At 69.9% G+C, this 25865-nt stretch carries 25 protein-coding genes; 14 read left to right on the top strand and 11 right to left on the bottom strand.

Translation table 11 applies throughout. The features are described 5' to 3' along the window. The first annotated feature begins 18 nt into the window (after positions 1-18). Positions 19-1470, top strand: a complete 1452-nt coding sequence (locus ACFSZT_RS07335; RefSeq protein ID WP_377389245.1) for an alpha,alpha-trehalose-phosphate synthase (UDP-forming) — start codon at positions 19-21, stop codon at positions 1468-1470. A 39-nt stretch (positions 1471-1509) separates the two neighbouring features. Further along, positions 1510-4038 carry a trehalose-phosphatase gene (otsB, locus tag ACFSZT_RS07330; protein WP_377389247.1) on the top strand — a complete coding sequence of 843 codons (2529 nt, stop codon included), beginning with the start codon at positions 1510-1512 and terminating at the stop codon, positions 4036-4038. 193 nt (positions 4039-4231) lie between these two features. Here the strand turns inward: otsB and ACFSZT_RS07325 are convergent, their stop codons facing one another. From ACFSZT_RS07325 to ACFSZT_RS07310, 4 genes are all read right to left on the bottom strand, one after another. After that, positions 4232-4504: a MoaD/ThiS family protein gene (locus tag ACFSZT_RS07325; protein WP_377389250.1), complete on the bottom strand. Its 273-nt coding sequence runs from the start codon at positions 4502-4504 to the stop codon at positions 4232-4234. Then, on the bottom strand, positions 4505-5587 hold the full coding sequence (locus ACFSZT_RS07320) for a WD40/YVTN/BNR-like repeat-containing protein (protein ID WP_377389252.1): 1083 nt from the start codon (positions 5585-5587) through the stop codon (positions 4505-4507). It abuts the gene before it with no gap. A 121-nt stretch (positions 5588-5708) separates the two neighbouring features. Then, positions 5709-7076: a DNA repair protein RadA gene (gene radA, locus ACFSZT_RS07315; RefSeq protein WP_377389255.1), complete on the bottom strand. Its 1368-nt coding sequence runs from the start codon at positions 7074-7076 to the stop codon at positions 5709-5711. Positions 7077-7105: 29 nt separating this feature from the next. Further along, positions 7106-7651, bottom strand: a complete 546-nt coding sequence (locus ACFSZT_RS07310; protein ID WP_377389258.1) for a copper chaperone PCu(A)C — start codon at positions 7649-7651, stop codon at positions 7106-7108. A gap of 319 nt (positions 7652-7970) precedes the next feature. Here ACFSZT_RS07310 and ACFSZT_RS07305 point away from each other — a divergent pair, with 319 nt between their 5' ends. The 6 genes from ACFSZT_RS07305 to rlmB are packed head-to-tail and all read left to right on the top strand — an operon-like array spanning position 7971 to position 12681. Continuing rightward, entirely contained in the window at positions 7971-8462 is a 492-nt protein-coding gene (locus ACFSZT_RS07305) for a CarD family transcriptional regulator (protein ID WP_377389260.1), read from the top strand. A gap of 5 nt (positions 8463-8467) precedes the next feature. Next, positions 8468-9118 carry an IspD/TarI family cytidylyltransferase gene (locus ACFSZT_RS07300; RefSeq protein WP_377389273.1) on the top strand — a complete coding sequence of 217 codons (651 nt, stop codon included), beginning with the start codon at positions 8468-8470 and terminating at the stop codon, positions 9116-9118. Between the two features lie 17 nt (positions 9119-9135). Next, positions 9136-9600: a 2-C-methyl-D-erythritol 2,4-cyclodiphosphate synthase gene (ispF, locus tag ACFSZT_RS07295; RefSeq protein WP_377389276.1), complete on the top strand. Its 465-nt coding sequence runs from the start codon at positions 9136-9138 to the stop codon at positions 9598-9600. A gap of 19 nt (positions 9601-9619) precedes the next feature. Further along, positions 9620-10306 (top strand): HAD family hydrolase, encoded by a 687-nt coding sequence (locus ACFSZT_RS07290; RefSeq protein WP_377389262.1) that lies wholly within the window; start codon positions 9620-9622, stop codon positions 10304-10306. Positions 10307-10323: 17 nt separating this feature from the next. Next, on the top strand, positions 10324-11709 hold the full coding sequence (cysS, locus tag ACFSZT_RS07285) for a cysteine--tRNA ligase (protein ID WP_377389265.1): 1386 nt from the start codon (positions 10324-10326) through the stop codon (positions 11707-11709). Positions 11710-11712: 3 nt separating this feature from the next. Further along, entirely contained in the window at positions 11713-12681 is a 969-nt protein-coding gene (gene rlmB / locus ACFSZT_RS07280; protein ID WP_377389268.1) for a 23S rRNA (guanosine(2251)-2'-O)-methyltransferase RlmB, read from the top strand. Between the two features lie 31 nt (positions 12682-12712). Here the strand turns inward: rlmB and ACFSZT_RS07275 are convergent, their stop codons facing one another. Further along, positions 12713-13288, bottom strand: a complete 576-nt coding sequence (locus ACFSZT_RS07275) for a dihydrofolate reductase family protein (RefSeq protein ID WP_377478196.1) — start codon at positions 13286-13288, stop codon at positions 12713-12715. A gap of 222 nt (positions 13289-13510) precedes the next feature. On the opposite strand from ACFSZT_RS07275, the gene ACFSZT_RS07270 reads away from it, so the two are divergent. Beyond that, on the top strand, positions 13511-14947 hold the full coding sequence (locus ACFSZT_RS07270; RefSeq protein ID WP_377392338.1) for an MBOAT family O-acyltransferase: 1437 nt from the start codon (positions 13511-13513) through the stop codon (positions 14945-14947). Positions 14948-14988: 41 nt separating this feature from the next. Here ACFSZT_RS07270 and ACFSZT_RS07265 read toward each other — a convergent pair whose 3' ends face one another. After that, on the bottom strand, positions 14989-15924 hold the full coding sequence (locus ACFSZT_RS07265) for a hypothetical protein (RefSeq protein ID WP_377392341.1): 936 nt from the start codon (positions 15922-15924) through the stop codon (positions 14989-14991). Between the two features lie 125 nt (positions 15925-16049). Between ACFSZT_RS07265 and ACFSZT_RS07260 the strand changes: the two genes are divergently transcribed. The 3 genes from ACFSZT_RS07260 to ACFSZT_RS07250 all read left to right on the top strand — a co-directional run bounded on the left by ACFSZT_RS07260 (position 16050) and on the right by ACFSZT_RS07250 (position 17970). After that, the gene (locus ACFSZT_RS07260) at positions 16050-16901 is read left to right on the top strand and encodes a glycerophosphodiester phosphodiesterase (RefSeq protein ID WP_377392343.1); all 852 of its coding nucleotides are present in this window, start codon (positions 16050-16052) and stop codon (positions 16899-16901) included. 127 nt (positions 16902-17028) lie between these two features. Then, positions 17029-17628, top strand: coding sequence for an MFS transporter (locus ACFSZT_RS07255; RefSeq protein WP_377392346.1), 600 nt, complete (start codon positions 17029-17031; stop codon positions 17626-17628). Between the two features lie 12 nt (positions 17629-17640). Beyond that, positions 17641-17970 (top strand): hypothetical protein, encoded by a 330-nt coding sequence (locus tag ACFSZT_RS07250; protein WP_377392349.1) that lies wholly within the window; start codon positions 17641-17643, stop codon positions 17968-17970. Here ACFSZT_RS07250 and ACFSZT_RS07245 read toward each other — a convergent pair. The 4 genes from ACFSZT_RS07245 to ACFSZT_RS07230 form a co-directional block, all read right to left on the bottom strand. Continuing rightward, on the bottom strand, positions 17921-19531 hold the full coding sequence (locus tag ACFSZT_RS07245) for an SLC13 family permease (protein WP_377392352.1): 1611 nt from the start codon (positions 19529-19531) through the stop codon (positions 17921-17923). The genes ACFSZT_RS07250 and ACFSZT_RS07245 overlap by 50 nt on opposite strands. A 49-nt stretch (positions 19532-19580) precedes the next feature. Further along, a complete protein-coding gene (locus tag ACFSZT_RS07240) occupies positions 19581-20264 on the bottom strand; it encodes a hypothetical protein (RefSeq protein WP_377392355.1) in 684 nt (227 codons plus the stop codon). 114 nt (positions 20265-20378) lie between these two features. Next, positions 20379-21146: an SDR family oxidoreductase gene (locus tag ACFSZT_RS07235; protein WP_377392358.1), complete on the bottom strand. Its 768-nt coding sequence runs from the start codon at positions 21144-21146 to the stop codon at positions 20379-20381. A 164-nt stretch (positions 21147-21310) separates the two neighbouring features. Further along, entirely contained in the window at positions 21311-22312 is a 1002-nt protein-coding gene (locus ACFSZT_RS07230) for a DivIVA domain-containing protein (RefSeq protein ID WP_377392361.1), read from the bottom strand. 112 nt (positions 22313-22424) lie between these two features. On the opposite strand from ACFSZT_RS07230, the gene ACFSZT_RS07225 reads away from it, so the two are divergent. Both ACFSZT_RS07225 and ACFSZT_RS07220 read left to right on the top strand, forming a co-directional pair. Then, a complete protein-coding gene (locus ACFSZT_RS07225) occupies positions 22425-23654 on the top strand; it encodes a DUF445 domain-containing protein (RefSeq protein ID WP_377392364.1) in 1230 nt (409 codons plus the stop codon). A 37-nt stretch (positions 23655-23691) separates the two neighbouring features. Continuing rightward, positions 23692-25002: an alginate O-acetyltransferase AlgX-related protein gene (locus ACFSZT_RS07220; RefSeq protein ID WP_377392367.1), complete on the top strand. Its 1311-nt coding sequence runs from the start codon at positions 23692-23694 to the stop codon at positions 25000-25002. Here the strand turns inward: ACFSZT_RS07220 and ACFSZT_RS07215 are convergent. Continuing rightward, on the bottom strand, positions 24956-25840 hold the full coding sequence (locus tag ACFSZT_RS07215) for a metal ABC transporter permease (RefSeq protein WP_377392370.1): 885 nt from the start codon (positions 25838-25840) through the stop codon (positions 24956-24958). The two genes, ACFSZT_RS07220 and ACFSZT_RS07215, sit on opposite strands and share 47 nt — an antisense overlap. Positions 25841-25865 lie beyond the last annotated feature (25 nt).

Below are 25865 nucleotides of genomic sequence, written 5' to 3'. Positions count from 1 at the left end.
GCGCGATAGTGTTTGGATATGCCCGCAGCAGGAACGCCGGACTCATCACAAGCCCATGCCGAGTTCGTGGTCGTGGCCAACCGGCTACCTGTCGACCTGGAGCGTGCGGAGGATGGCACCCAGCGTTGGACACAGAGCCCCGGCGGGCTCGTGTCCGCGCTGGAACCCTTCCTGCGGTCCCGTAAAGGCGCGTGGGTCGGCTGGCCCGGCGTGCCCGACGTGGAGGTGGACGAGTTCACCGACGACGGACTCGTCCTCCACCCCGTCACCCTGACCTCCGACGAGGTCCGCGACTACTACGAGGGCTTCTCCAACGCGACCCTCTGGCCGCTCTACCACGACGTGGTCGCCCGCCCGATCTTCGACCGCGGTTGGTGGGAGAGCTACGTCCGGGTCAACCGGCGGTTCGCGGAGGCCAGCGCGGCCGTCGCGGGCGAGGGCGCCACGGTCTGGGTGCAGGACTACCAGCTGCAGCTCGTGCCGACGATGCTGCGCGAGCTGCGGCCCGACCTGCGCATCGGCTTCTTCCTGCACATCCCGTTCCCGCCGGTCGAGCTGTTCATGCAGATGCCGTGGCGGGCGGAGATCGTGCGCGGGCTCATCGGTGCCGACCTGGTCGGGTTCCACCGGCCCGGCGGTGCGCAGAACTTCCTGTGGCTGGCCCGCCAGCTGATCGGCCTGGAGCCGAGCCGCGGCTCGGTCGGTGTGCGGTCCCGCCCGGGCATGGTGCAGGTCGGGGACCGGACCGTCCGCGTCGGCGCGTTCCCGATCTCCATCGACGCCGCCGGCCTCGACTCCCTCGCTCGCAGCAAGCCCGTCATCGAGCGGGCCGCCCAGGTCCGCCGTGATCTCGGCAACCCGAAGACCATCCTCCTCGGCGTCGACCGCCTCGACTACACCAAAGGCATCGACCTGCGCCTGCAGGCCTTCCACGAGCTGCTCCAGGAAGGCCGGGTGAAGCCCGAGGACGTCACGTTCATGCAGCTCGCCACCCCGAGCCGGGAACGGGTCGAGCACTACCAGCAGATGCGCAGCGAGATCGAGCAGATGGTGGGCCGCATCAACGGCGAGTTCGCCCGCGTCGGTCACCCGGTCGTGCACTACCTGCACCAGTCCGTGAACCGCAGCGAGCTCGCGGCGTTCTTCTCGGCCGCCGACGTCATGGTGGTGACGCCGCTGCGTGACGGCATGAACCTGGTCTGCAAGGAGTACGTGGCCTGCAGGCATGACCTCGGCGGCGCGCTGGTGCTGTCCGAGTTCGCCGGCGCCGCGGCCGAGCTGAGCAGCGCTTTCCTGGTCAACCCGCATGACCTGGACGGGGTGAAGAACGCTCTGGAACAGGCTATTACGCTCGACCCCGCGGAAGGTCGGCGTAGGATGCGCGCCTTGCGTCGTCAGGTTCTGACGCACGACGTCGACAGGTGGGCGCGCTCGTTCCTCGAAGCCCTCGGGGCCGAGACGACCGCCTGATCCCCCCGAGACCATTGCGAAGCTCCTTAAGGAGGAGTGTTGACCGCCGAGGCCCTGCCCGCTGAGCTGCGGCGTGCGATCGTCCAGATCGCCAGGACGCCGCGCCTGCTGGTCGCGTGCGACTACGACGGCACGCTGGCGCCGATCACGGAGAATCCCGACGAGGCGCGCCCGCGGCCGGAGTCGGTCGGTGCTCTGCGTTCGCTCGCGGGGCTGCACGAGACCACCACCGCGGTGATCTCCGGCCGCGCGCTCCGCGACCTGGCCACCTTGTCGCGGTTGCCCTCCGAGGTTCACCTCGTCGGCAGCCACGGCTCCGAGTTCGACATCGGTTTCGTCCACGAGATCGACGCCAAGGCCCGGGATCTGCACCGCCGGATCGAGCAGGAGCTGGACCGCATCATCAACGGCGTGCCCGGCGCGTCGCTGGAGGTCAAGCCCGCGAGCATCGCCGTCCACGTGCGCCGTGCCGCCCGCGACGACGCACAGCGGATCATCGACGAGGTCCACAATGGACCGTGCGAGTGGGAAGGCGTGTCGACCACCGACGGCAAGGAGGTCGTCGAGCTCTCCGTTGTCCAGACCAACAAGGGCAAGGCGCTCGACACCCTCCGGCACCAGGTGAGCGCGACCGCGGCGTTCTTCATCGGCGACGACGTCACCGACGAGAAGGCGTTCGCGCAGCTCTCCGGCCCCGACCTCGGCATCAAGGTGGGTGGCGGCGAGAGCCTCGCGGAGTACCGCGTCGCGGACACCGAAGAGGTGGCCACCGTCCTCGCCTTCCTGTTGGAGGAACGGCGCAACTGGCTCTACGGCGAGCAGTCCCCGCCCATCGAGCGACTCTCCATGCTCGCCTCCGCACGCTCGGTCGCGCTGCTCACGCCGGACGCCAAGCTGACCTGGCTGTGCCACCCCGGCCCCGACGCCCCCGCCGTGTTCGCCGACCTGCTCGGCGGAGAGAGCGCGGGACACTTCACGATCAAGCCCCACCGCAACGGGCTCCCGCTGGGGCAGCGCTACCTCCCCAACACCATGACCGTGGAGACGCGGTGGTCCAGGCTGCTCGTCACGGACTACATGGAGCCACTGAGCCCCGCCCACCGCACCGACATCGTGCGCGTCATCTCCGGCGAGGCCACCGCCCAGGTGGTGTTCGCCCCGCGACCGGAGTTCGGCGGCGTGCCGGTGCGGCTGCTGCGCGAGGAGGACGGCCTGCGGGTGCTCGGCACGTCGGAGCCGTTCGTCCTGCGCTCCCCGGGCGTGCAGTGGGAGATCACCAGCGACGGCATGCACGACACTGCGACCGCGCTCGTCCAGCCCGCACCCGGCAACCCGGTGGTGCTGGAACTGCGCTGCGGCACCACCGACCTCGGCCCGCACGAGCTGCCCGAACTCGACCGCCGCGCGCAGGCGGGCGAGTACTGGAGCTCGTGGGCCAGCACGCTCAAGCTCCCGCCCGTCGAGCCGGAACTCGTCGCACGCTCGGCCCTCACCCTGCGGGGACTCGCCGACAGCGACACCGGCGGCGTGATGGCAGCCGCCACGACCTCGCTGCCCGAGGAGATCGGCGGCGTCCGCAACTGGGACTACCGCTACTGCTGGATCCGCGACGGCGCCATGACCGTGCGCGAGCTGGTGAGCCTCGGGTCGATCGAGGAGGCCGAGGGCTTCCTGCGCTGGCTGCACGGTGTGCTGGCCACCCTGGCCGGCCCCGAGCGTCTGCACCCGCTGTACACGCTGGCGGGTACACAGCTGGGCGCCGAGGCCGTGATCGACTCGCTGCCCGGCTACAGGGGTTCGCGACCGGTGCGCGTCGGCAACCTGGCCAACCACCAGGTTCAGCTCGACGTCTTCGGACCGGTGGTCGAACTGGTCATGACGCTGGCCGAGGCGCGGGGCGACCTGCGCGACGAGGACTGGCAGATGGTCCGCGCGATGGCCGAGGCCGTGTCGCGGCGGTGGAACGAGCCCGACCACGGCATCTGGGAAGAACGGCACATGCCGCGGCACCGGGTGTACTCGCGGGTCATGTGCTGGGTGACCATCGACCGCGCGATCAAGCTCGGCGAGGTCTACGACCGCCCGGTGCCGCCGATGTGGCCGCAGCTGCGCGATCAGATCGCCGCCGACGTGCTGGAGAACGGCTGGAACCCCGAGGTGAAGGCGTTCACGACCGCCTACGACGGGACCGACCTCGACGCGGCGTCGCTGTTCGTCGGGCTCTCCGGCCTGCTCGACCCGCAGGACGAGCGGTTCCAGTCGACGGTGACGGCCATCGAGGCCGAGCTGCGCAGCGGCTCGACGGTGTACCGCTACCACCGCGACGACGGCCTTCCGGGCGGCGAGGGCGGCTTCCACCTGTGCGCGGCGTGGATGATCGAGGCCTACCTGCTCACGGGCAGGCGCACGGAGGCGCAGGAGCTGTTCGAGCAGCTTGTCGACGCGGCGGGCCCGACGGGCCTGCTGCCGGAGCAGTACGACCCCATCGCGGAGCGCTCGCTCGGCAACCACCCGCAGGCCTACTCGCACATCGGGCTCATCCGCTGTGCGCGGCTGCTCTCGCAGTGACCTGAGCCGCCCGGTCACCACACCGAAGGTCGGCCGGTCCGCATCCGACGCGGGCCGGCCGGCCTTCGTTCTGCATGCCCTCGCTGTTCTCGCCACGCCACCGATCATCGAGGTCCGGCGGCCTCCCGCCCAGAGCCGGTTCACCGGCCTGTGGATAACCACCCCGATGTGGACAACTCGCGGACCGGCCCCCTCAACCACCCGCGACCGAGGGGATGATCACCACCTCGGCGTCCGGGCGCAGCGGCGTCGCGGGGCCCGCCAGTCGCCGGCATTCCTCACCGTCGACGTAGAAGTTGACGTACCGGCGCAGGCCGCCCTGTTCGTCTCGGAGCCGGCGTTCCAGCGCTGGGTAGCGCTCCCTCAGCACGTCCAGTGCGGCGCCCAGCGTGGCGGCGGAAAGCTCCACATGCGACTCGCCGCCCGCCAGGCCGCGTAGCATCGACGGCAGACCCACCGACACCATCTAGATCACCGCGGCGCGTACGCACAACACGTCGGGCAGGTGAGCGGCGACCAGCGACCACGAATCGCCCTCGTCGGCGCTCGCCCACACCTCGCCCCCACGCGAGCCGAAGTACAGCCCGGCCGGGTCGGCACCGTCGGTGCACATCGCGTCCCGCATGACGGCCGACCAGAACGGTGCGTCCGGCAGTCCCTTCGACAGGCCCTCCCACGTGGCGCCCGCGTCCTCGCTGCGATACACCCGGCACCGGCCCTCGGGTGGGAACCGCATCATCGAGGACTCGAGCGGGAAGTTGTACAGCACCCGCGGCCTGCTCGGGTGCGCGACCACCGGGAAGCCGAAGTCGGCGGGCAAGCCCTCGGCGATCGAGGTCCAGGTGTCGCCGCCGTCGTCGGAGCGGTACACGCCGCCGTGGTTCTGCAGGTACTGCCTGCTGGGATCGGTCACGTCGACGGCCACCTTGTGCACACACTGCCCGTACTCCGGATAGGCCCGATCATCCGGCATGAACTCGACCTTCACGCCGGTGTTCGACGGCCGCCAGGTGTCCCCGCCGTCGTCGGAGCGGTACACGCCGCCGGTCGACATGGCGACGCTGAGCCGTTGCGGATCGTCCGGGTGCGGCAGCACGGTGTGCAGCGCCTGACCACCGCCACCGGGCTCCCAGTGCTCGCGGTGAGGGTGGTCCCACAGCCCGCGCACGAGTTCGTAGGTCCGGCCGCCGTCGCCCGAGCGGAACAGCGCGGTCGGCTCGGTGCCCACGTAGACGACGTCGGGTTCGGGCCCGTAGGCGAACTGCCACACGCCCTGCAGGGCGGCGCCGGTGTCCGCAGGGAAGGCCACGGGCGCGTCGTCGGGCTCACTCCATGTCGCCCCGAGGTCGTCGCTGGTGACCACGGTCGGGCCGAAATGGCTGTTCAGCACGCTCGCCGACAGCCGGGGTGTCGATCGCCGCACGTCGATGCCGACGGCCTTGATGTCCGCGATCGGGAACTGCGGCCCGGACAGCTCCCAGGTATGTCTGTTCCGGCTGCGCGCGAACCACAAACCCTTTCGAGTACCGATGGCGAGAAACGTGTCCATCCGAGCACCTCCGTGTGAGTCGAGTCACAGCGAAGGGTAAGTCGCGACACCGACGGAAAGCCCGGCCGTCTTGTTCACAACGGTGGGCGGCCGGGATGTCGTCGGGGGACGTCCCGGCCGCCTATCCGGGTACGTAGCGCACCGCGTGGACCGCGCTCGCGAGGTCGGTCACCTCGAGCGCCTTGATGCCGTCCGGCAACGGTCCCGGATCCGGCGGCACGAGCGCGTGCGTGAAGCCCATCCGCGCCGCCTCGCCGAGCCGTCTGCCGACACCGGTGACCCGGCGGACCTCGCCGGCCAGCCCCACTTCCCCGATCGCCACCAGCCGTGGCGAGAGCGCCTCGTCGCTGAACGCCGACGACACGGCCAGCGCCACGGCGAGGTCGACGGCCGGTTCGGTGACCTTCATCCCGCCGACCGTCGCCGCGTACACGTCCTTGTCACCGAGCTGCACGCCGCCTCGCTTCTCCAGCACGGCGAGCACCATGCTCACGCGCGCCGAGTCGAGCCCGCTCACGGCTCGCCTGGGCTGGTTCAGATAGGACCGGCCGACGAGTGCCTGCACCTCGCCCAGCAGCGGCCGTTTGCCCTCGACGGTCACCGTCACCGCCGTACCGGGCACGGCCTCGGCATGCCGGTTGACGAACAGGCCGGAGGGGTCCGCAACGCCCACGATGCCGTCGTCGCGCAGTTCGAAGCAGCCGATCTCGTCGGCGGCGCCGAAGCGGTTCTTCACGCCGCGGACCATACGCAGCGTGGAATGCCGGTCGCCCTCGAAGTGCAGCACGACATCCACGAGGTGCTCCAGCACGCGCGGGCCTGCCACCGACCCCTCCTTGGTGACGTGTCCCACGAGGACCACGGGAAGCCCGCGTTCCTTGGCCAACGCCACGAGCGCAGCCGCGACGGCCCGCACCTGCGTGACACCACCGGGGGCACCGTCCACCTGGGGTGAGGACATGGTCTGGACCGAGTCGACGATGAGCAGGCCCGGCTTGACGTCGTCCACGTGACCGAGCAGCGCGGCCAGGTCGCTCTCCGCGGCGAGGTACATCCGGTCGTGCACGTTGCCGGTGCGCTCGGCCCGCAACCGCACCTGGCCCGCCGACTCCTCGCCGGTGACGTACAACGCGGGCGCCGTCCCGTTCGCCGCCCACTGGTAGGCGACCTCCAGCAGGAGCGTCGACTTGCCGACGCCGGGCTCGCCCGCCAGCAGCACGACGACGCCGGGCACCAGGCCCCCGCCCAGCACGCGGTCGAGCTCGGCCACGCCCGTCCGACGGGCTCGCGATGCCTCGACGTCCACCTCGGCGATCGGCCGCGCCGGCGCACTCGGTGCGCCCGCGGCTACCCGCGCGATCGGCGGCCGGGTGTCACTGCGTTCCTCGATCGTGCCCCATGCCTGGCATTCCGGGCACCGGCCGACCCACTTCGCGACCTCGAGACCGCACTCGGCACAGCGGTAGCTGCTCGACCCCTTCTTGACCACGGGCCGACGGTAGCCGCCGCCACCGACAGTCAGTGACCGCCTTGCTCGCCGTGTCCGCCCTCGGTGTGCCGGGCCTCCTCGGGAACCTGGATCGGGATCTCGAGCCGCACCTGACCGGCGTCACGGAACGTGAGCGTGGTGCTGACGGTCTGTCCAGGCCGGACCTCCCGCGTGAGGCCCTGGAACACCATCTCGCCGTGCAGCTGCCTGCCCGCCGTGGGCTCGGTAGGGCCGATGGCGAGAGCCGCGCCGGCGGGGACGGTTCGGGTGCCGCGAATCGTGATGTTCGTCGCCGCGTCCGACCGCGCCGACACGAGCTGGTCGGCCCGCCCGCCCTGGTTGACGATGCTCATCAGGACCTCGGCGTCGGTGCCCCGCAGATAGGCGGCCGGCTGGACGCCCTCCGGGTAGGCGAGCTCGGCGTTGCGGACCGCGATCGTGCCGGTCTGTCCCGACGCACCGTTGATCGCCGCGACCTGGGTGTCCGTCTGCGTGATCTGCCCCGCCCCGCATCCCGTGACGAGCAACGCGGCACCGAGACCGAGGACGGCCGAACCCAGCATGCGACGTTTCACTTCTCCGAGTCCTTCCTGGCGAGGCTGCACCCTGCTTGCCCTGCCGCGCAGACTATCCCGGCCGCTTATAGAGGGCAGCACCTGGTGGGCGGTGACGTGACGGCACCCGCACCCGGGCCACAAGATCAAATGTCCACAGTGGATTAAACAAGTCCGGGAATCGCATCCGGGCCCACCTGCGTGAGTACGCGAATTGCACGTTTGTCAACCCCCGCGTAAGCCTTGATCAGGCCACTGACCTGCGAGGACGAGTGCGGGTGGCTGGTTAGCCCTCCGTACTCCGTGCTAAGCTGGATACAGCGAAAGGGGCAGAGGACACATGGTTTTCAAGGTCGGAGAGACCGTCGTCTACCCGCACCACGGTGCCGCACTCATCGAAGCGATCGAGACACGCGTGATCAAGGGCGAGGAGAAGCAGTACCTCGTCCTGAAGGTCGCGCAGGGAGATCTCACCGTTCGCGTTCCCGCCGACAACGCCGAGATCGTCGGCGTGCGTGATGTCGTGGGCCAGGACGGGCTCAACCGCGTGTTCGATGTGCTGCGGGCACCGCACACCGACGAGCCGACCAACTGGTCGCGTCGGTACAAGGCCAACCTCGAGAAGCTCGCCTCCGGCGACGTGAACAAGGTGGCCGAAGTGGTGCGCGACCTCTGGCGGCGTGAGAAGGACCGTGGCCTTTCCGCTGGTGAGAAGCGGATGCTGGCCAAGGCGCGACAGATTCTGGTGAGCGAGCTCGCGCTCGCCGAGGGCACCGACGAGGGCAAGGCCGAGGTGCTGCTCGACGAGGTCCTGGAAACCGCGACGGTCTAGCAGCCCTGAACGTCATCGCACTGGTTCCGCTCGGGGACCAGGATGCGCCGCAGTCCGGCGCCCTGGTTCACGTCCGCGGTGAACCGTTGTTGTCACATGCTGTTCGCGGCCTGTTGCGCTCGGAGTCCGTGGACCGCGTGACCGTAGCCGGACCGTCACGCTATGTGGCGGGCTACTCGGCCGCGCTCCGTGCGCTCGGGGCAGGCGAGCTGATCCGGGTCGTCGAAGGCGGCGCCGACCGGGCCGAGTCGGTGCGGTCGGCGCTCGCCTGCGTCCCGGTCGAGCCGTCCGATGTGGTGCTGGTCCACGACCCGACCCGGGCGTTCACCCCGCCCGCGACCATCCGCGCGGTCGTCGACACGATGCGTGCCGGCGCCCAGGCCGCGGTCCCGGTGGAGCCGGTCACCGACACCATCAAGACCGTTGACTCCGGCGACCTCGTCAGCGGCACCCGCGACCGCTCCCTGCTCCGCTCGACGCAGACTCCGGTGGCGTTCCTCGCCCACGTCCTGCGTGCCGCGGACCCCGCCGACCCGCTGGCCGGGCTCGGCGCGAAGGTGCACACCGTCGCGGGCCACCCGCACGGCATGCGGCTGGCGACGTCGTTCGACCTCGCCGTCATCGAAGCACTCCTGACCGCGGAGACCCGCCAGTGACTCCATCGAACGCCGGGGTGCGCATCGGCCAGGGCGTGGACGTGCATCCCGTCGAGGCCGGTCGCGCCTGCTGGATCGCCGGCCTGTTCTGGCCCGGTGTGGACGGTTGCGCCGGGCATTCCGACGGTGACGTGGCGTCTCACGCGCTGTGTGACGCGCTGCTGTCCGCCGCGGGCCTCGGTGACCTCGGTGCCGTCTTCGGCACCGGAGATCCGCGCTGGGCGGGCGCGCACGGGGCCGACCTGCTCGCCGAGGTCCGCAGGCGCATCGAAGCGACCGGCTTCCGGGTCGGCAACGCCGTGGTGCAGGTGATCGGCAACCAGCCCCGCATCGGCACGCGGCGCGGCGAGGCTCAGCGCGTGCTCGGCGAGGCGGTGGGCGGTCCGGTCAGCGTCTCCGGCACCACCAGCGACGGCCTCGGGCTCACCGGGCGCGGTGAGGGCGTTGCCGCGATCGCCAGTGCGCTGCTGATCGCCACATAGCCCCGGTAGCCTGCGGAGTGTGACGATCCAGGCGGTGATGTTCGACTTCTCCGGCACCCTGTTCCGGCTCGAACAGGACGAATCGTGGCTGGCGGACCTCACCGACCACGACGGCGACCCGCTCGACGTCGAGGCACAAGCCGAGCTGATGCGGCGGATGACCGCACCCGTGACCCAGACCGTCCAGTTCGACGACGAGCACCGGCACGCGTGGGAGAACCGCGACCTCGACCCGGCGCTGCACCACAAGATCTACCTCGAGGTGCTGCGGCAGTCCGGGGTGCCGCGCGTGGAGCAGGCCAAGGCCCTCTACGACCGGCTCATCGACCCGGCGGAGTGGAATCCGTATCCGGACACCGGCCCCGCGTTGAAGGCACTGAACGAACGAGGCGTGCGCGTCGGCGTACTGAGCAACATCGCCTTCGACATCCGGCCCGCGTTCGGCGCGCACGGGTTCGACGCCTACGTGGACGAGTTCGTGCTGTCGTTCGAGGTCGGTGCCATCAAACCGGACCCGGCGATCTTCCGGCTGCTGCTCGACCGGCTCGGTGCGGCCCCGGAACACACGCTCATGATCGGTGACAGCGAGGAGGCCGACGGCGGCGCCCGGGAGCTGGGCTGCGCTTTCGCGCTGGTCGAGCCGCTGCCCACCACCGAGCGGCCGGACGCCCTGCTGGCCGCCCTGCGCGAGCACTCCCTGCTCTGACCCGTACCATTTTCGACGTGGCCCTCTACCTTTACGACACCGCGACCAGGGACGTGCGGGAGTTCCATCCCGCGCGCAGTGGAACGGCGTCCATGTATGTCTGTGGGGCCACGGTCCAGGGCATCCCGCACATCGGCCACGTCCGGGGGGCACTGAACTACGACGTCCTCCGCCGCTGGCTCGTCCACAGTGGACTCGACGTGCTGATGGTGCGCAACGTCACCGACATCGACGACAAGATCCTCACCAAGGCGGCCGAGGCGGGCAGGCCCTGGTGGGAATGGGCGGCGACCCACGAGCGCGCGTTCGAGGACGCCTACACCGCGCTCGGTTGCCTCCCGCCGTCGATCGCGCCGAGGGCGACCGGGCACGTCACCCAGATGATCGAGCTCATCCAGCGGCTCATCGACTCCGGCCATGCCTACGCGGCGAGCGGTGACGTCTACTTCTCGGTGACGTCGTTCGACAGCTACGGCGCGCTGTCCGGGCAGCGGCTCGAGGAGATGCAGCAGGGCGAGACCGCCGCCGAGGGCAAGCGCGACCCGCGCGACTTCACGTTGTGGAAGGGCAGCAAGCCCGGCGAGCCGGCGTGGCCGACGCCGTGGGGCCCCGGGCGACCGGGCTGGCATCTGGAGTGCTCGGCCATGGCGACGACATATCTCGGCGCGGAGTTCGACATCCACGGCGGCGGCGTCGACCTCGTGTTCCCGCACCACGAGAACGAGCGCGCCCAGTCGCTGGCGGCGGGTGACGGCTTCGCGCGGTTCTGGCTGCACAACGCGTGGGTGACGCTGTCGGGCGAGAAGATGTCGAAGTCGCTCGGCAACGTCGTGTCGATCCCGGAGATGCTGCGCCGCTACCGGGCCGTCGAGCTGCGCTACTACCTGATCCAGCCGCACTACCGGTCGACCATCGAGTACTCCGACGCCGCGCTGTCGGAAGCCGCCGAGGGTTACCGGCGCATCGAGCAGTTCCTGCGGCGGGTCGCGGGCGCCCGCGGCGAGGTGAACATCGGAGTCGTGCCGAAGGAGTTCGCGGCCGCGCTCGACGACGACCTCGGCACACCCCAGGCGTTCGCCGTGCTGCACAACACCGTGCGCGACGGCAACGCCGCGCTCGACGCCGCCGACGAGACCAAGGCCCTCGAACTCGCCGAGGCGGTGCGGGCGATGGTCGACGTGCTCGGCCTCGACCCGCTGTCCGAGCAGTGGCGCGACACCGGCGCGGCAGGCGGGCAGAGCGAGGCGCTCGGAAAGCTCGTGGACGCACTGCTCACCGAGCGGCAGCAGGCGCGGTCCGAACGCGACTTCGCGCGGGCCGACGCCATCCGCGACCAGCTGACCGCCGCGGGCATCGCGGTGGAAGACACCCCCAACGGTCCCCTGTGGACAGTGAGAGACTGAGAGATGGCAGGCAACTCCCGCCGTCGTGGCGCGATTCGCAAGCAGGGCACCAAGAAGGGGCAGGTCGTCGGCTCCGGTGGCCAGCGCCGGAAGGGCCTCGAAGGCAAGGGCCCGACCCCGCGCGCCGAGGACCGGCCCGGCCACCCCGCCCAGCGGCGGGCCGCGGCCGCGGCGGCCAGGACGGAGAAGAAGAAGCGTGCGGCGAAGAAGGCCGCCGACGGGCCGGAGATCATCGCGGGACGTAACCCGGTGGTCGAGGCCATGCGCGCGGGCGTGCCCGCGACCGCGCTGTACGTGGCGCTCAACATCGACGCCGACGACCGCGTGACCGAAGCCGTGCGGACCGCCGCCGACAAGGGCATCTCGATCCTCGAGGTGCCCCGCGACGAGCTCGATCGCAAGACCGGCGGCGCCGTGCACCAGGGGCTCGGGCTACAGGTGCCACCGTTCGAGTACACGCACCCGGACGACCTGCTGGCGCAGGCCCAGGACTCCGGCGACCCGCCGCTGATCGTGGCGCTCGACGGCGTCACGGACCCGCGCAACCTCGGTGCCGTGATCCGGTCGGCGGCCGCGTTCGGCGCCCACGGCGTGCTGCTTCCGCAGCGTCGCAGCGCCGGCATGACGGCGGTCGCGTGGCGGACGAGCGCGGGCACGGCCGCGCGGCTGCCGGTCGCCGTCGCCACGAACCTGACCCGGCAGCTGAAGACCTGGGCGTCGGAAGGCCTGATGATCGCCGGTCTCGACGCCGACGCCCCGCTCGACATCGACGGTCTGGACCTCGCCACCGAACCACTGGTGATCGTGGTCGGCTCGGAGGGGCGCGGACTCTCCCGGCTGGTGCGCGAGACCTGTGACGTGACGGTGTCGATCCCGATGGCGCCGGGGGTGGAGTCGCTCAACGCCTCGGTCGCCGCGGCCGTGCTCCTGTCGGAGGTCGCGCGCAGGCGCCGGGCGGCCGGCCGCGTGTAGCGCGCACCGGCCGACCGGCCCGGCCGTCTCGTCAGTGGACGACGTCGTAGACGAGCTTCTGGATTCCGTTGGCGTAGGACTCGCTCTCCACCAGCTTGAGCTTCTGCTTGTCCTTGTCGGTGTCGCTGAACAGCCGCTTGCCCGCGCCGAGCAGCACTGGGAACAGCAGCAGGTGGTAGCGGTCGATCAGGCCCGCGTCGGACAGGTTGCGGTTCAACCTCGCGCTGCCGTGGATGATGATCGGCCCGCCCTCGGTGTCCTTGAGCGCGGCGACGTCGTCGAGGGACCGCAGGATCGTCGTCTGGCCCCAGTTGGACACCAGGTCGTCGTCCCGCAGCGTGGTGGACACGACGTACTTGGGCATCACGTTGTAGCCGGGGAACTCGTCGGTCATGTCCGGCCACACCCGCGAGAACGCCTCGTAGCTGACGCGGCCCAGCAGCATGGCCGAGGCCTCCTCCTGCTCGCGACCCTTGATCTCGTAGGCGGCCTCGTCGAACTCGATGCCCTCGACGGTCCACCCCGAGTTGCGGTAGCCCGGTTCTCCCCCCGGCGCCTCGATGACGCCGTCGAGCGAGACGAATGCGGTGGCGATCAGGGTGCGCATGTGGCGACTCCTTGGTTGTCGTGAACGTGCCGTCACCGGTGCGTCGAACGACAAGCGCCGGATACGACACGTCGCAGCGAGTGTCTTCAGTGATGCGGGCCACATTCTTCCTGCCGAGCCCTCCCTCCGACTGAGCGCGACGGCTCGGTCGCCGGCATCCGGCGTGTACAGCGAGTAGCTCGGTTAGGGTCACGATGCTGAACCGACCAGGGGGCTCACCGCATGTCGTTCGTTTCGCCACTGTTCCTGTGGTACTTCATGCCCGCGGTGTTGATCGCGGTGCTGGTGTGCCCCCGGAGCTGGCGCAACGGCATCATCGCGGTCGGTAGCCTCATCTTCTACGCCACCGGCGCGGGTGCGTTCACGCTGCTGCTGCTCGCGTGCATGGTGGTGAACTTCGCCGCGGGACCCGCGCTGGAACCCGACGAGTGGGGGCTGCGGCCGAACGACCGCAGGCGCTGGATCCTGATCGGCGTCATCGCGTTCGACCTCTCGATCCTGCTGGTCTGGAAGTACGCGGGCTTCGCGACCGAGCAGATCGCGTGGTTCGCCCAGCTCTTCGGCGGTGACTTCCCGATCGCGGAACTGGCGCTGCCGATCGGGATCTCCTTCTTCACGTTCCACCACATCTCCTACGTCGTCGACATCTACCGCGGCGAGCGGCCCGCGCTGCGCAACCCCGTGTCGTTCGGCACGTACATCTCGATGTTCCCGCAGCTGGCCGCCGGGCCGATCGTGCGCTACCACGAGATCGCCGACCAGCTGCCGCAGCAACGCTCACACCGGCTCGACGACATCGCCGCCGGGTTCCCGCGCTTCGCGCTGGGCCTGTGCAAGAAGGCCATCATCGCCGACTCGCTGGCGCCGATGGTGGACGCGTGCTTCGCCACGCCCGCCGACGAGATGACATTCGCGATCGCCTGGCTCGGCGCCATCGGCTACACGCTGCAGCTGTACTTCGACTTCTCCGGCTACTCGGACATGGCGATCGGGCTCGGCCGGATGCTCGGCTTCCGGCTGCCGGAGAACTTCGCGCGACCGTACTCGGCGGTGACGATCACGGAGTTCTGGCGCCGCTGGCACATGTCGCTGTCCCGGTGGTTCCGCGACTATGTCTACATCCCGCTCGGTGGCAACCGCGGTGGGGCGCGCAAGACGTACCGGAACCTGTGGATCGTGTTCGTGCTGACCGGTTTCTGGCACGGCGCGGCGTGGACGTACGTGATCTGGGGCATCTATCACGGGGCGCTGCTGGTGATCGAGCGGGCGACCGGCTGGAACCGTACACCCGCCGAACGCGGTCCCCGGATCGCCCGGCGGGCGCTGACGCTGCTGCTGGTGATCGTGGGCTGGGTGTTTTTCCGGTCCCCCGACGTGGGGCACGCGCTGACGATCGTCGGCCACATGCTGACGCCGGACGTCGAAGGCCTCACCGACGTCGTCGAGGCGGCGCTCACCAACCAGCGGCTGGTGCTGCTGGTGGCGGCGCTGGCCGTGTTCTTCCTGCCCGCGAACCCGGTGGCGGGCCCGCTGCTGGAATCCGCACGCAGCAAGCCGGCGACCGTGCTGAGGGTCGGCATCATGACCGTCGGCATCGCCTACGCCGCGATTCTGGTGGCCACCGGGACGTTCAGCCCGTTCCTGTACTACCAGTTCTGAGAAACCTTGCGGCGTTGGCTCGCTCCGGCGTAGCGACGAGGTCAGAGGTAGGCGGCGGCGCGAGCACGGTCGAGGCAGGCCTGGGTTCCGAGTTCCGCGCGCGCTGCCGGGTTGTCGACGTAGAACCGGATGAGGTGGTACATCAGGTTGGCGTCCACCGTGAAATGGATCAGGTCTATTTCGATCATCGGAACGGGGCGGCAGCTTGTCGACACGCCACAGGCGGCCGATCGCGCGTTTGTCCACCGGGCATTTTGGTAAGCGAGGACCAGCACTTCGGGGCGGCCGTTGTATGCGGCGCTGACTCCGCCGAATGCCTCCCAGGGAAGGAACGAAGAAAAAGCCATCCCGCGCTGAAGAACTCCCCGATCGGACAGCACGAGGTATCCGCGGCGACGCTGGCCCAACAGAATCTGCACGAAGTAGCTCAGAAAGAAGGCGCCGATCAGACCCAACACTGCTGCCAGTACGCCGTTGCCGGCCGATACGGCATCGAACAGTCCGCACACGAAGATGGCCGCCATGCAGGCAATCAGCAGGGAAATGACGACGAAACCGGCGAGCGAGTACCGGATGATGAGCGCCGGCCGCCCTTCGTGGCTACCGAGACTGAGGCCCTTGGCGTTGTGCGACCTGGATACCCGCGTCAGGAACCCGAACAAGGCGGACAGGAAGAACAGAGCCGCAAACAGTAGCGCATACTTCGTCGCAATCGGCTTGCCAATGTTTACAAAGCCATATCCAGAGAGCAGGCATACGCAGCCGAAGAACAGCACTACGATCAGCGATACGGTGATCTTCGTATCGATCCTGGTCGCCCACCCTTCAGGTTCTGGAAGCTTACTGGAAGATGGCATCCCACGCGTCTCCAAGGCGGTCGAGTGCGGAGTATCTGCGTCATCCAGCTCGTACCACAAGCCGACCCCTCGCGACGTGTGCTCCGTCCGGGTGAGGGCCAGAGCGCCGGCGAGCCGCACCTGTCCACACCACCCGCCGCCCCCGGCACCGGTTCTTCACCCCCACGTCCCGGCCGCGTTCACCACGACGTCATCGCAGGCGAGGAGCCTGATCGCGTTTGCCGTTTCCGAGCGAGAGGCCGCCGATGCGTACCGCCACGATCGCCAGAATCGCCGCTCTCCTTGCCGTACCTGCCCTGCTCGCCGCCCCGTCCGCGGTGGCGAGCGAGAAAGCAGGCACCCTCGACGTGATCGCGCACCGCGGCTCGTCCGGCGTCGCCCCGGAGAACACCGCGCCCGCCGTCAAGGCCGCGATCAAGCAGGACGCCGACTTCGTCGAGATCGACGTGCAGCGCACCAAGGACGGGCGCCTGGTGAACTTCCACGACTGCACCCTCGAACGCACCACCGACGTCGAGGAGCGCTTCCCCGGCCGGCCGTCGTACCGGGTCTCCGACTTCACCTGGGACGAACTGCGGACCCTCGACGCGGGTTCGTGGTTCCACGAGACGTACGCGGGCGAGCGGATCATCACCGTCCGCGAGGTCATCACGATGGTGCGCGGCAAGACGGGCCTGCTCGCCGAGATCAGCCCGTGTGGCCACTACGCGGCCACCGGGCTGCCCGCGGCACTCGAGGCGGAACTGCGGTCGGTGCGTGGTTATGTCGAGGACGCGGTCGCGGACGGAGAGCTGGGCGTGCAGTCGTTCGAAGTGGACGATGCCAAGGCGTTCAAGACGCTCGCGCCGGAGATTCCCGTCGGTGTGCTCGACGCCGAACGCCCCACCGAGGCCGAGCTCGTCGCGCTCAGCGAGTGGGCCGACGACGTGGGCCCGCAGTACACCGTCACCGACAGCGCCCTCGTCGCGCGCGTGCACGAGCTGGGCATGGGCATCAACGTGTGGACGGTCAACGAGCCCGGCGCCATGCGCACCATGGCCGGGCTGGGTGTCGACGGCATCATCACCGACTACCCGCAGTCCCTCACCGGCTCGTAAGAGCTCGGTACGCACAGAAATCGGTGTGGCCGTAGCCGGCGGCCGCGCTACCGTGCCCGGGTGAGCGGCGCTGCGTCGCTCACCTCGGCGCGGCGGCACCGCATGGCTGCCCGGAGGTGTTCCCGCCGTGCCCGCGTGGCTGCTGACTCTCGCGCTCGCCGCGCTGGTCTTCTACACCGACGACTACGTCATCGCCGGTGTCCTGCCGGAGTTCGCGGCGGACCTCGAGGTCAGCGTCGGCACGGCCGGGCAGCTGGTGACGGCCTTCTCGGTCACGGGCGCGATCGCAGCAGGTGTTCCGGCGGGTACGTGGATCGGCGGCACACTCGGCTGGCGCGCCACGTTCGCGGCCATGGCCGCCGCCGGGCTGGCCGTGGCCGTCGCGATCCTGGCGAGGCTGCCGCGCGAGACCGCGCGCGACGACGTCCCGGCGCTGCGGGACCGCCTGCGCATCGTCGCCGCACCGGCGGCCTCGCTGGGACTGCTCGCGAACGTGGTGCTCATGCTCGGCTCGATGATGCTGCTGACGTACCTCTCGCCGTTCGTCGCCGAGCTCGCGAACGGCGACGTCGGCGAGCGGGGCGCGCTGTTCCTCGTGTCCGGCCTCGCGGGGATGGCCGGGATCTCGGCGGGCGGCTGGGCGACCGACCGGCTCGGCCCCGACCGCACGTTGCTGGTGGGCGTGGCGGTGTTCGTGGCGGCGATACTGACGTTCACCGCGCTCTGACCGCTGCGCCCGGTGGCCGTCGGCATCCTGTTCCCGCTGGCGGCCGTGTGGGGCGGCGCCGCGTTCTGGAACTCCCCGGCGGTCCAGGCACGCCTGCACATGCTGGCGGGACCGGTCTCCGGTGAGGCGCTAGCGCTGAACACGTCGGGCGCCTACCTGGGCGTGGCGTGCGGTGGGGTGATCGGCGGCCTGGTGCTGGACACGCACGGGCCGGGACCGCTGCCGGTCGTGGCCGCCGCGGCCGGCGCGGTGGCGCTCGTGCTGTTCACCGTCGCCGCCCGGTACGCCCGCGTCAGCCCAGGCCGAGGGCCCCGACCATCAACGGAATCATCAGCACGATGAGCGCCGCGCCCGCGATGTCGAACACGACGCCCGACCGGATCATCTTCGTGATCGGCACCGCTCCCGAGCCGTAGACGATCGCGTTCTGCGGCGTGGACACCGGCAGCATGAACCCGAACGACGCCGCGAACGTCGCCGCGAGCGCGGGCACGAACGGGTCGATGCCAGACGCCACCGCGATCGGGATGATGATCGGGACCACCACCGACGCCGAGGCCGTGTTGGACGTCGTCTCCGACACCACCACGGCGAGCAGGACGGCGAAGATCACCAGTGCGATCGTGCTCGTCAGCCCGAACGTGTTCGCCAGCCCGCCGCCGATGCGCTGCGCCAGTTCGGTGTCGGCGAGCAGCGAGCCGAAGATGATGCCGGTACCGAACAGCAGCACCGTGCCCCAGTCGATGCGGCTGGCCTCGGACCACGTCAACGTGAACCTCCGTCGTGGCCAATCCACCGGCAACGCGAACAGCAGCGCGGCACCGATGACGGCGACGATGCCCTCGTCGAGCCGCTCCGTCGCCGTCTCGAAGGCCGATGAGTCGGCGCCCGCCACCAGGCCCACGATGCCCGGCGCCACCCACAGCGCGACGGTCACCGAGAAGGCGATCAGCGTGTTCCACTCCGCCCGCGACAGCTTGCCGAGCTTGGCCCGCTCGCTCGCCACGTACTCCTCGATCCCGGAGAGCCGCTTGACCTCCGGGCGGTTGAGCAGGATGAGCACCACGACGAGGATCACGAACATCAACGCGCACGCCGGCAACGCGAGCGTCGTCCACTGCAGGAACGTGATGCGCTCGCCGGTCGCCTGCTCGATGAGCTCGCGCCCGATGAGGTTCGGCGGCGAGCCGATCGGCGTCAGCAGGCCGCCGACGCTCGCGCCGTAGGCGAGCACGAGCATCAGCGCGATCCCCACGCGCAGCCGGAGCGGGTCGAAGTTCTCCCCGTCCGGCGTCTGTCTGCGCACGAGCTCCGCGATCACGGACAGCAGGCCGACGGCGGTGGGCAACAGCATCGCCACGGTCGCCGTGTTGGAGATGAACGCCGAGAGCACGCACGTCACCAGACCCAGCGCGGCGATCACCCGCCACGTGCTGCGCCCGACGCCGCGCACCGCGAGTATCCGGAACGCGAACCGCCGCGCCAGCCCGTGCCGGAGCATGGCCTGGGCGAGGATGAACGCGCCGATGAAGACGAACACCGTCGACGACCCGAACGGCGCGAGCACGTCGTCGGGCGGCAGGACCCCGAGCACCACGATGGCGGCGACACCGATGAGGCCGCCGATCGGGATGGGCACGGGTTCGCACACCCAGAGCACGACCACCCCGAGCAGCACGGCCGCAAGCTTCTGCTGCGGTGCGTCCAGCGCCGTCGGCACGAACAGGAAGACGATGGTGACGAGGGGCGCCAGGACGAAGCCGACCGTCCGCCTGGCCTTCTCGAACTTCTCCTCGGCGGGCGATAGTCGCTGCTCCGCCAGTCCGCGGTAGGTGCTGCCGGACAACAGCGCCTGCGTCACGCTCTGTGTGCGGGTGCCCTCAGCCTCATCGCTCGACGCCATACGGGGACAGTAGCTCGAAAGTGATCCACATCACTAGACCTTGGGGTTGTTATTCCGCCGCGGGCACCAGTGCGAGCTGGTCCGGATGGAAGCCGTCCCGCCGCGGCGGCGGCAGCCATGCCTCGGGCCGGTTGGCCTTGTGCCTGCCCAGCTCGGTGAGGCTCAGCGGCTCCTGGAAGTCGGTGCCGTACGGACTGGGGTCGTCGATCCGCGAGAGGCTGAGCCCCTCCGGCTCCACGCCGATGCCGATCACCGCGAGGTAGGTGTCGTCCAGGTCGGCGGTGAAGCCCGTCCAGGCACCGGCGAACCGCCAGATCCGGGCGCGCACCGACATGCCGTCCACCCGCCACAACGCACGCGGCCACTGCTCGTAGCGTCTGGCCTGCTGCTCGGCGTGCTCCACGAGAACCCGGATCAGGCCGTCGGGCCGCGGCACCGTGCTGTCCGGCAGGGTCAGGTTGACCAGGCCGAACGCACCGCCGAACGCGACCTCGGCCAGCGGGTCCCCGCCGCCGGGGCACATCGTCTGCTCGTATCGGGAGCGCGGCATGCTGCCGACCCGCACACCGTGGTCGGTGTCCTCCACCCGGTGGCCGAGCCACAACGCCCACGGCGGAGCGTCGGGGACTCCCTCGAAGAAGTCGACCCACCTCGGGCCCCGGATCTCGCGGTCGAGCCCGTACACGGGGAAGTCGACCGGTGACGACGTCTTCTCAGGCGCTTTGGAGCTCACCCGGAAGATACTGCACCCGATTCGGGCAAAAGGCAGCACGACCGTTATCAACCTGCAGCCTCTGTGCTGGCCAGAGCGGTCCGGAATGGACGTGTCCTCTTCGCACTGTCGTGGTCAGAACAGCCAGCGCCGGAACCCCGCCTCGGCGTCCACGACCCGCCCGGTGATGGTGGCCGCATCCCCGCTCAGCAGCAGGGACACGACGCCTGCGGCCTCGTCGGGCGTGTTCCACCGCCCCCTCGGCAGCTGCCTGCCGACGGTGCGCGCGAGCTCGTCACCCGCCCAGCCGGTGTCGGTGGGGCCCGGGTTCACGCAGTTCACGGTGATGCCGCGATCGATCAACGCGTCGGACAGCGTCAGGGTCAGCTGGTGCAGCGCGCCCTTGGTGGCGGCATACGGGATCTCACCGCTCATCGGCGCGAGGTGCTGGCCCGAGGTGAACAGGACGACGCGGCCGCCGTGCGGCACCGGCCGGTACTGCTCGGCAAACGCTTGCACCAGGAGCAACGCGGCTCGCACGTTGACGGCCCATGCCCGGTCGAGCTCCTCGCCGGTCACCTCGGCCAGCGTGGCGACCGAACTGCGTGCGTGGTTCACCACCAGCGTGTCGAGTGGTCCGAACCGCTCGGCCGCGGCGGCGACCACCCGGCTCGCGGCGTCCGGTTCGGCGAGATCCGCCTCGACATGCCCGAGCGCGTCCCCGCCGTCGAGCAGGCCGATCACGCCGCCGATGCCGCGCGGGTCCGCACCCCATGGCTCGGTGGCGTCGTAGGGCGACCACGAGTGCGCGAAGACGCGGTGCCCATCGGCCAGCAGCCGGCGCGCGATCGCGAAGCCGATGCCCTTGCTCCTGCTCACTCCGGTCACCAGCACGGTCCGCATGCGCGCGAGTATCACGGCAGGTCACCCAGCCCGGCAACCGTAATACCGCCGGCCCCGGGCACCCGGTGCGCACAGTGCACACGGTGGACACAGTGGACACACGGACCGGCGAAAGTGGTGCTCGTGCGGCATTTTCGCCGGCACGAGCACCGGTACCGGACGTACTACGCGGGCTGCCTGGCGGATGCCTTCGCCTGCGACACGCCGGCCGCCTTGCCGGAACCCGACTTGTCCGAACCTGCCTTGTCGGACACTTTGCCGCTGTCCCCGGAGGCCGGCTCAGGTTCCGGGCCCAGCCGGTCGAGGGCGTCCTGCAGCGCGGTGTGACTGGCGGTGAGCCGCTCGGCGACGACCCCGCGCAGGCGCAGCGCCTCGGCGTGCTTGGCCCTGGCGTCGGCGAGCATGCGCTCGGCCTCGGAGATCATCTCGTCGGCGCGGCGCTTCGCGTCCTCCTTGACCTCCTTGGCCACGCGCTCGGCCTCGGCCTTCTTCGCCGCGATCTCCTCGGCGGAAGCCTTCTCGGCAGCGGCGATCTTGTCGGCCGACTCCTTCTCGGCCTTGGCGATCTTCTCCTCGGACGCCTTCTCGGCAGCGGCGATCTTGTCGGCGGAGGCCTTCTCCGCCTTGGCGATCTTCTCGGCCGACTCCTTCTCGGCCTTGGCGATCTTCTCCGCCGACGCCCTCTCGGCGGCGCTGCGGCGCTCCTCGGCCTCCTTGTCGAGGCGGTTGCGCTCGCGCTCGGCCTCCTCGGTCAGCTGCTTGGCCTCGGCACGCGCCTTCTCGCGGGTCTTCTCGGAGTAGGCGTCGGCGGCCGAGCGTGTCGCAGCGGCCTCGTCGGCCGCCTTCTTCCGCAGGTCGGCGATCTCCTCCTCGGCGAGCTGCATCATGGTCTTGACCCGCTCGCTCATGGCCGCGGGACCCGACGGGTCCTCGACCATCCGGGTGAGAGCCGCCTTGGTCTCCGCGAGCTCCTGCTGGGCGTAGTTCAGCGCCTTGGTCAGGTCCGCGACCGACGCCGTCGCCTCGTCGCGGCTGCGCGCGGTCTGCTTGAGCTCGCTGATCAGCTTCTTGAGGTGCTCGTCGACCTGGACCTGGTCGTAGCCGCGGAAGACGGTCGTGAACTGGCTTGACTTCGTGGGGTGGGGGGATGCTCCGGCTTCTGCCATTCGGCAACTTTAATGATTCCGGAGGCGGAATCCCATACCTCCGTACGGACTCGTTTCACTCCGACCGCATACTGTGGCCCTGGGTGTGCCGACGCGGGGAAGGAGGTCCGAAGTGGACGCGATCCTCGCCGATATCGCTCGGCACTGGCCGCTGTACACGGCCATCCCGTTCATCGCCGCGCTGATCGGCTACGTCACCAAGCGGGTCGCCATCGAGATGATGTTCCGGCCGCTCGAGTGGGTCGGCATCAAGGGCACGTTCCTGGGCTGGCAGGGCGTCGTGCCGCAGCACGGCGGGCGGATGGCCGCGATCGCGACGGACCTGCTCACCAAGAACCTCCTCGACATCAAGGACGTCTTCGCCCGGATCGATCCCGACCGCATCACGCGCGAGATCGAGCAGCCGCTTCTGCGGGCGGTCGACGACATCGCGCGCGAGGTGCTGGCCGAGACCCACCCGCGCGTCTGGGACCGGCTGCCCACGGTGGCGAGGGACCTCCTCGTCAAGCAGATCCAGGCACAGACCCCGCAGCTGGTCCGCCAGCTGATGGTCGAGATGCGGGAGAACGTCGACGACTTCCTCGACGTCAAGGACATGACGGTCCAGCGGCTGACGCGGGACAAGGCTCTGCTCGTCCGGCTGATCCGGGAGACGTCCCGCCCGGAGATGGCGTTCATCGCACGTTCGGGCATCTACTTCGGCTTCATCCTCGGCATCATCCAGACCGTCGTGTGGGCGATCACCAAGAACCCGCTGGTGATGCCGTTGTTCGGCGCCGGTGTCGGCCTGTTCACCGACTGGCTCGCCATCAAGCTGATCTTCATCCCGCGCGAGCCGGTGCACCTGACGCGCAAGGTGTACCTCCAGGGCAAGTTCCAGCGGCGGCGCGCCGAGGTGGCCCGGCAGTACGGCGAGATCATCGCGAGGGACGTGCTGACCGTGCCGAACCTGATGGAGTCGATCCTGCGGGGACCCAGGTCCGACCGGCTGATGGCCATGATCACGCGATTGGTCGCGACCACGATCGACGCGCAGACCAGCAGCGCGAAACCGCTGGTGAGCGTGGCCGTCGGGGCGAAACGGCTCGAGGAGATGAAGCGGGCAGCGGCGGTCAAGGCCATCGAGCGGCTGCCGAACACCGTCAAGTACGCCGAGGGCTACCTCACCAAGGCCATGGATGTCGCCAACATGGTCGAGGAGCGGATGCTCAAGCTCACCCCGGTGGAGTACGAAGGCCTGCTGCGGCCCGCGTTCCGGCAGGACGAGTGGAAGCTCGTCGCGGTCGGCGGCATCATCGGCGGCATCGTCGGTGAGCTGCAGGTGCTGCTCTTGTTGCACTAGCGGCCCGCGTGTTCGTGCCCCTGGCTAACGTAGGGCCGTGACGAACCGACCCCCACAGCTGCCTGCCGTGCACGAGGCGTGGTTGCCGCGGGAGCACGCGCTGCACCGGCCACGTCACGGCGGACGTCAGCTCACGGCGTTGATCAGCGCGGTCGTGTTCTTCACCGCGCCCACGCTGATGTGGGTGTTCGGCGCGCGGCCGGGCGAGATCGAGAACCACAAGCTCGCCGGCTTTCCCAGCATCGCCGACGGCTGGTCGTTCTTCACCGACCTCCCGGCGTGGGCCACCGATCAGCTCGTGTTCCGGGCAGGCGCCATCGACGCCGCCGACGCGATCAGCCGGTCGCTCTTCGGCGAGCCCGCGCCGTTCGGCCAGGGCAGCCGGGACACGGGGCCGATTCCGGGCACGCCGCAGGAGATGCCGGGGAGCGAGCGGGACAGCCGCACCAGCGACTCCCCCGGCAGCGAGGTGGGCTATCAGCGCGTGATCGAGGGCGAGGACGGCTGGCTGTACTACGGCGCTGACGTGGAGGCCAAGTGTTCCCCCGTCCGGCCACTCGCCGAGACGCTGGACCGGCTCGACCGCCTGCGCAAGGCCGTGGAGTCGTCCGGCCGCCGGTTCGTGCTGGTGATCGCACCGGACAAGACCACGATGGTGCCCGAGCACCTTCCGCCGAGCTATGCGGGCAAGGACTGCTCGGAGCCCGCCACGAGGACGTTCTGGGACACGGTGGACACCCAACCCGGGTTCGTCGACCTGCGGCCGGCACTCGACCGCGCGGCGAAACAACTCGGCAAGCCGGCCTACTACCCCAACGACACGCACTGGACCGACGAGGGCGCGGTCATGCTGACACGCGAGATCGCCGAGGCCATCGAGCCCGGGGTGACGCGGCAGTGGCAGAGCCGGGGAATCGGCTGGATCACCGGCACCGCCGACCTGCCCACCATGCTGGGCCGCACCGAGGACAAGATGACCATTCGCTACGTCCTCGAGCCTGACGGCAAGACCGATCGCACCAAGCCACCGCTGCTCGACTACGACCGGCCGGTGCACTACACGGCGCCGTCGGGCGAGGGCACCGTAGACGCGCCGACGCTGGTGGTCGGCGACTCGTTCACGGCCGCCTCCTCGCGCTACCTGCCCGCCGGATTCTCGGACTTGACCATCCTCGGTTACCCGCGCATGGGCGAGCACGAGCAGACGACGCTCGATGCGTTCGTGGACGCCGAAGTGGTCGTGGTGCAGGTGGTCGAGCGCTCGGTCGCGAGCGGCAACCTGCCACTCGTCGACGAGGGCTTCATCGACCGGGTGGCGCAGGCGATGGCTCGGGAACCGGTTCGCTGAGCCGGCGTTCGCGGCCACGAACGTACGCGACGACCCGGCACGTCAGGTAGATCGTGAACGAGATGGCCGTGACGAAGAAGCTCACCGGCGCGCCGGGAGCCAGCGACAGCACGATGCCGCCGAGCGCGGCGCACTCCGCGAACACCACGGCCAGCACGGTCGCCCGCCACGGGCTCGCGGTCACCCGCGCGGCCGCGGCCGCCGGCGTGACCATCAACGCCACCACGAGCAACGCCCCGACGATCTGCACCCCGAGTGCGGTGGCGATGCCGATGAGCACGGCGAACACCGGTGACAGCAGCTGTGCGGGCACGCCGCGGGCGACGGCGACGGCCGGGTCGACGGTCGCGAACAACAGCGGCCGGTAGATCAGCGCCAGCACCACCAGCACGACGATCGCGCACACGACCAGCGTGGTCAGGTCCTGTGGCTCGATGGCGACGATCTGCCCGACGAGGATGCCGAACTTGTTGTTCGCGCGGCCCTCGTAGAACCACAGCAGCAGCACGCCCAGGCCGAGCCCGAACGAGAGGATCACGCCGATCACGGAGTCGCGCTCGGACTCCCTGCCACCGAGCAGGCCGAGCAGCAGCGCCGCCACGACCGCCCCGGCGAGGGCGCCGTAGGAGACGCTGACACCCAGCAGCAACGCGGCGGCCGCGCCGGTGAAGGCGAGCTCGGCCGTGCCATGCACGGCGAACGACATCCGCCGCATCACGATCAACGGACCCAGCGTGCCCGCCACCAGTCCCAGCACGGCGGCCGCGAGCAGCGCCGTCTGCACGAAGTCGAGTCCGAGCAGGCGTGCGGTCAGCTCGAAGTCGAACAGCTTGTCCATCAGCAGGCCTTCTGTGTCATGCGCG

Origin of the sequence: Prauserella oleivorans (assembly GCF_042685745.1) — a bacterium.
Lineage (GTDB): Bacteria > Actinomycetota > Actinomycetes > Mycobacteriales > Pseudonocardiaceae > Prauserella_A > Prauserella_A oleivorans.
This window is presented reverse-complemented; position numbering and strand designations above follow the sequence as displayed.

Bases quoted from the DNA above. Each gene is read 5' to 3' on its own strand.
- ACFSZT_RS07335 (WP_377389245.1), top strand. From the start codon at position 19: ATGCCCGCAGCAGGAACGCCGGACTCATCACAAGCCCATGCCGAGTTC.
- ACFSZT_RS07325 (WP_377389250.1), bottom strand. From the start codon at position 4,504: ATGGTGTCGGTGGGTCTGCCGTCGATGCTACGCGGCCTGGCGGGCGGC.
- ACFSZT_RS07320 (WP_377389252.1), bottom strand. From the start codon at position 5,587: ATGGACACGTTTCTCGCCATCGGTACTCGAAAGGGTTTGTGGTTCGCG.
- ACFSZT_RS07305 (WP_377389260.1), top strand. From the start codon at position 7,971: ATGGTTTTCAAGGTCGGAGAGACCGTCGTCTACCCGCACCACGGTGCC.
- rlmB (WP_377389268.1), top strand. From the start codon at position 11,713: ATGGCAGGCAACTCCCGCCGTCGTGGCGCGATTCGCAAGCAGGGCACC.
- ACFSZT_RS07275 (WP_377478196.1), bottom strand. From the start codon at position 13,288: ATGCGCACCCTGATCGCCACCGCATTCGTCTCGCTCGACGGCGTCATC.
- ACFSZT_RS07270 (WP_377392338.1), top strand. From the start codon at position 13,511: ATGTCGTTCGTTTCGCCACTGTTCCTGTGGTACTTCATGCCCGCGGTG.
- ACFSZT_RS07260 (WP_377392343.1), top strand. From the start codon at position 16,050: ATGCGTACCGCCACGATCGCCAGAATCGCCGCTCTCCTTGCCGTACCT.
- ACFSZT_RS07245 (WP_377392352.1), bottom strand. From the start codon at position 19,531: ATGGCGTCGAGCGATGAGGCTGAGGGCACCCGCACACAGAGCGTGACG.
- ACFSZT_RS07235 (WP_377392358.1), bottom strand. From the start codon at position 21,146: ATGCGGACCGTGCTGGTGACCGGAGTGAGCAGGAGCAAGGGCATCGGC.
- ACFSZT_RS07230 (WP_377392361.1), bottom strand. From the start codon at position 22,312: ATGGCAGAAGCCGGAGCATCCCCCCACCCCACGAAGTCAAGCCAGTTC.
- ACFSZT_RS07215 (WP_377392370.1), bottom strand. From the start codon at position 25,840: ATGGACAAGCTGTTCGACTTCGAGCTGACCGCACGCCTGCTCGGACTC.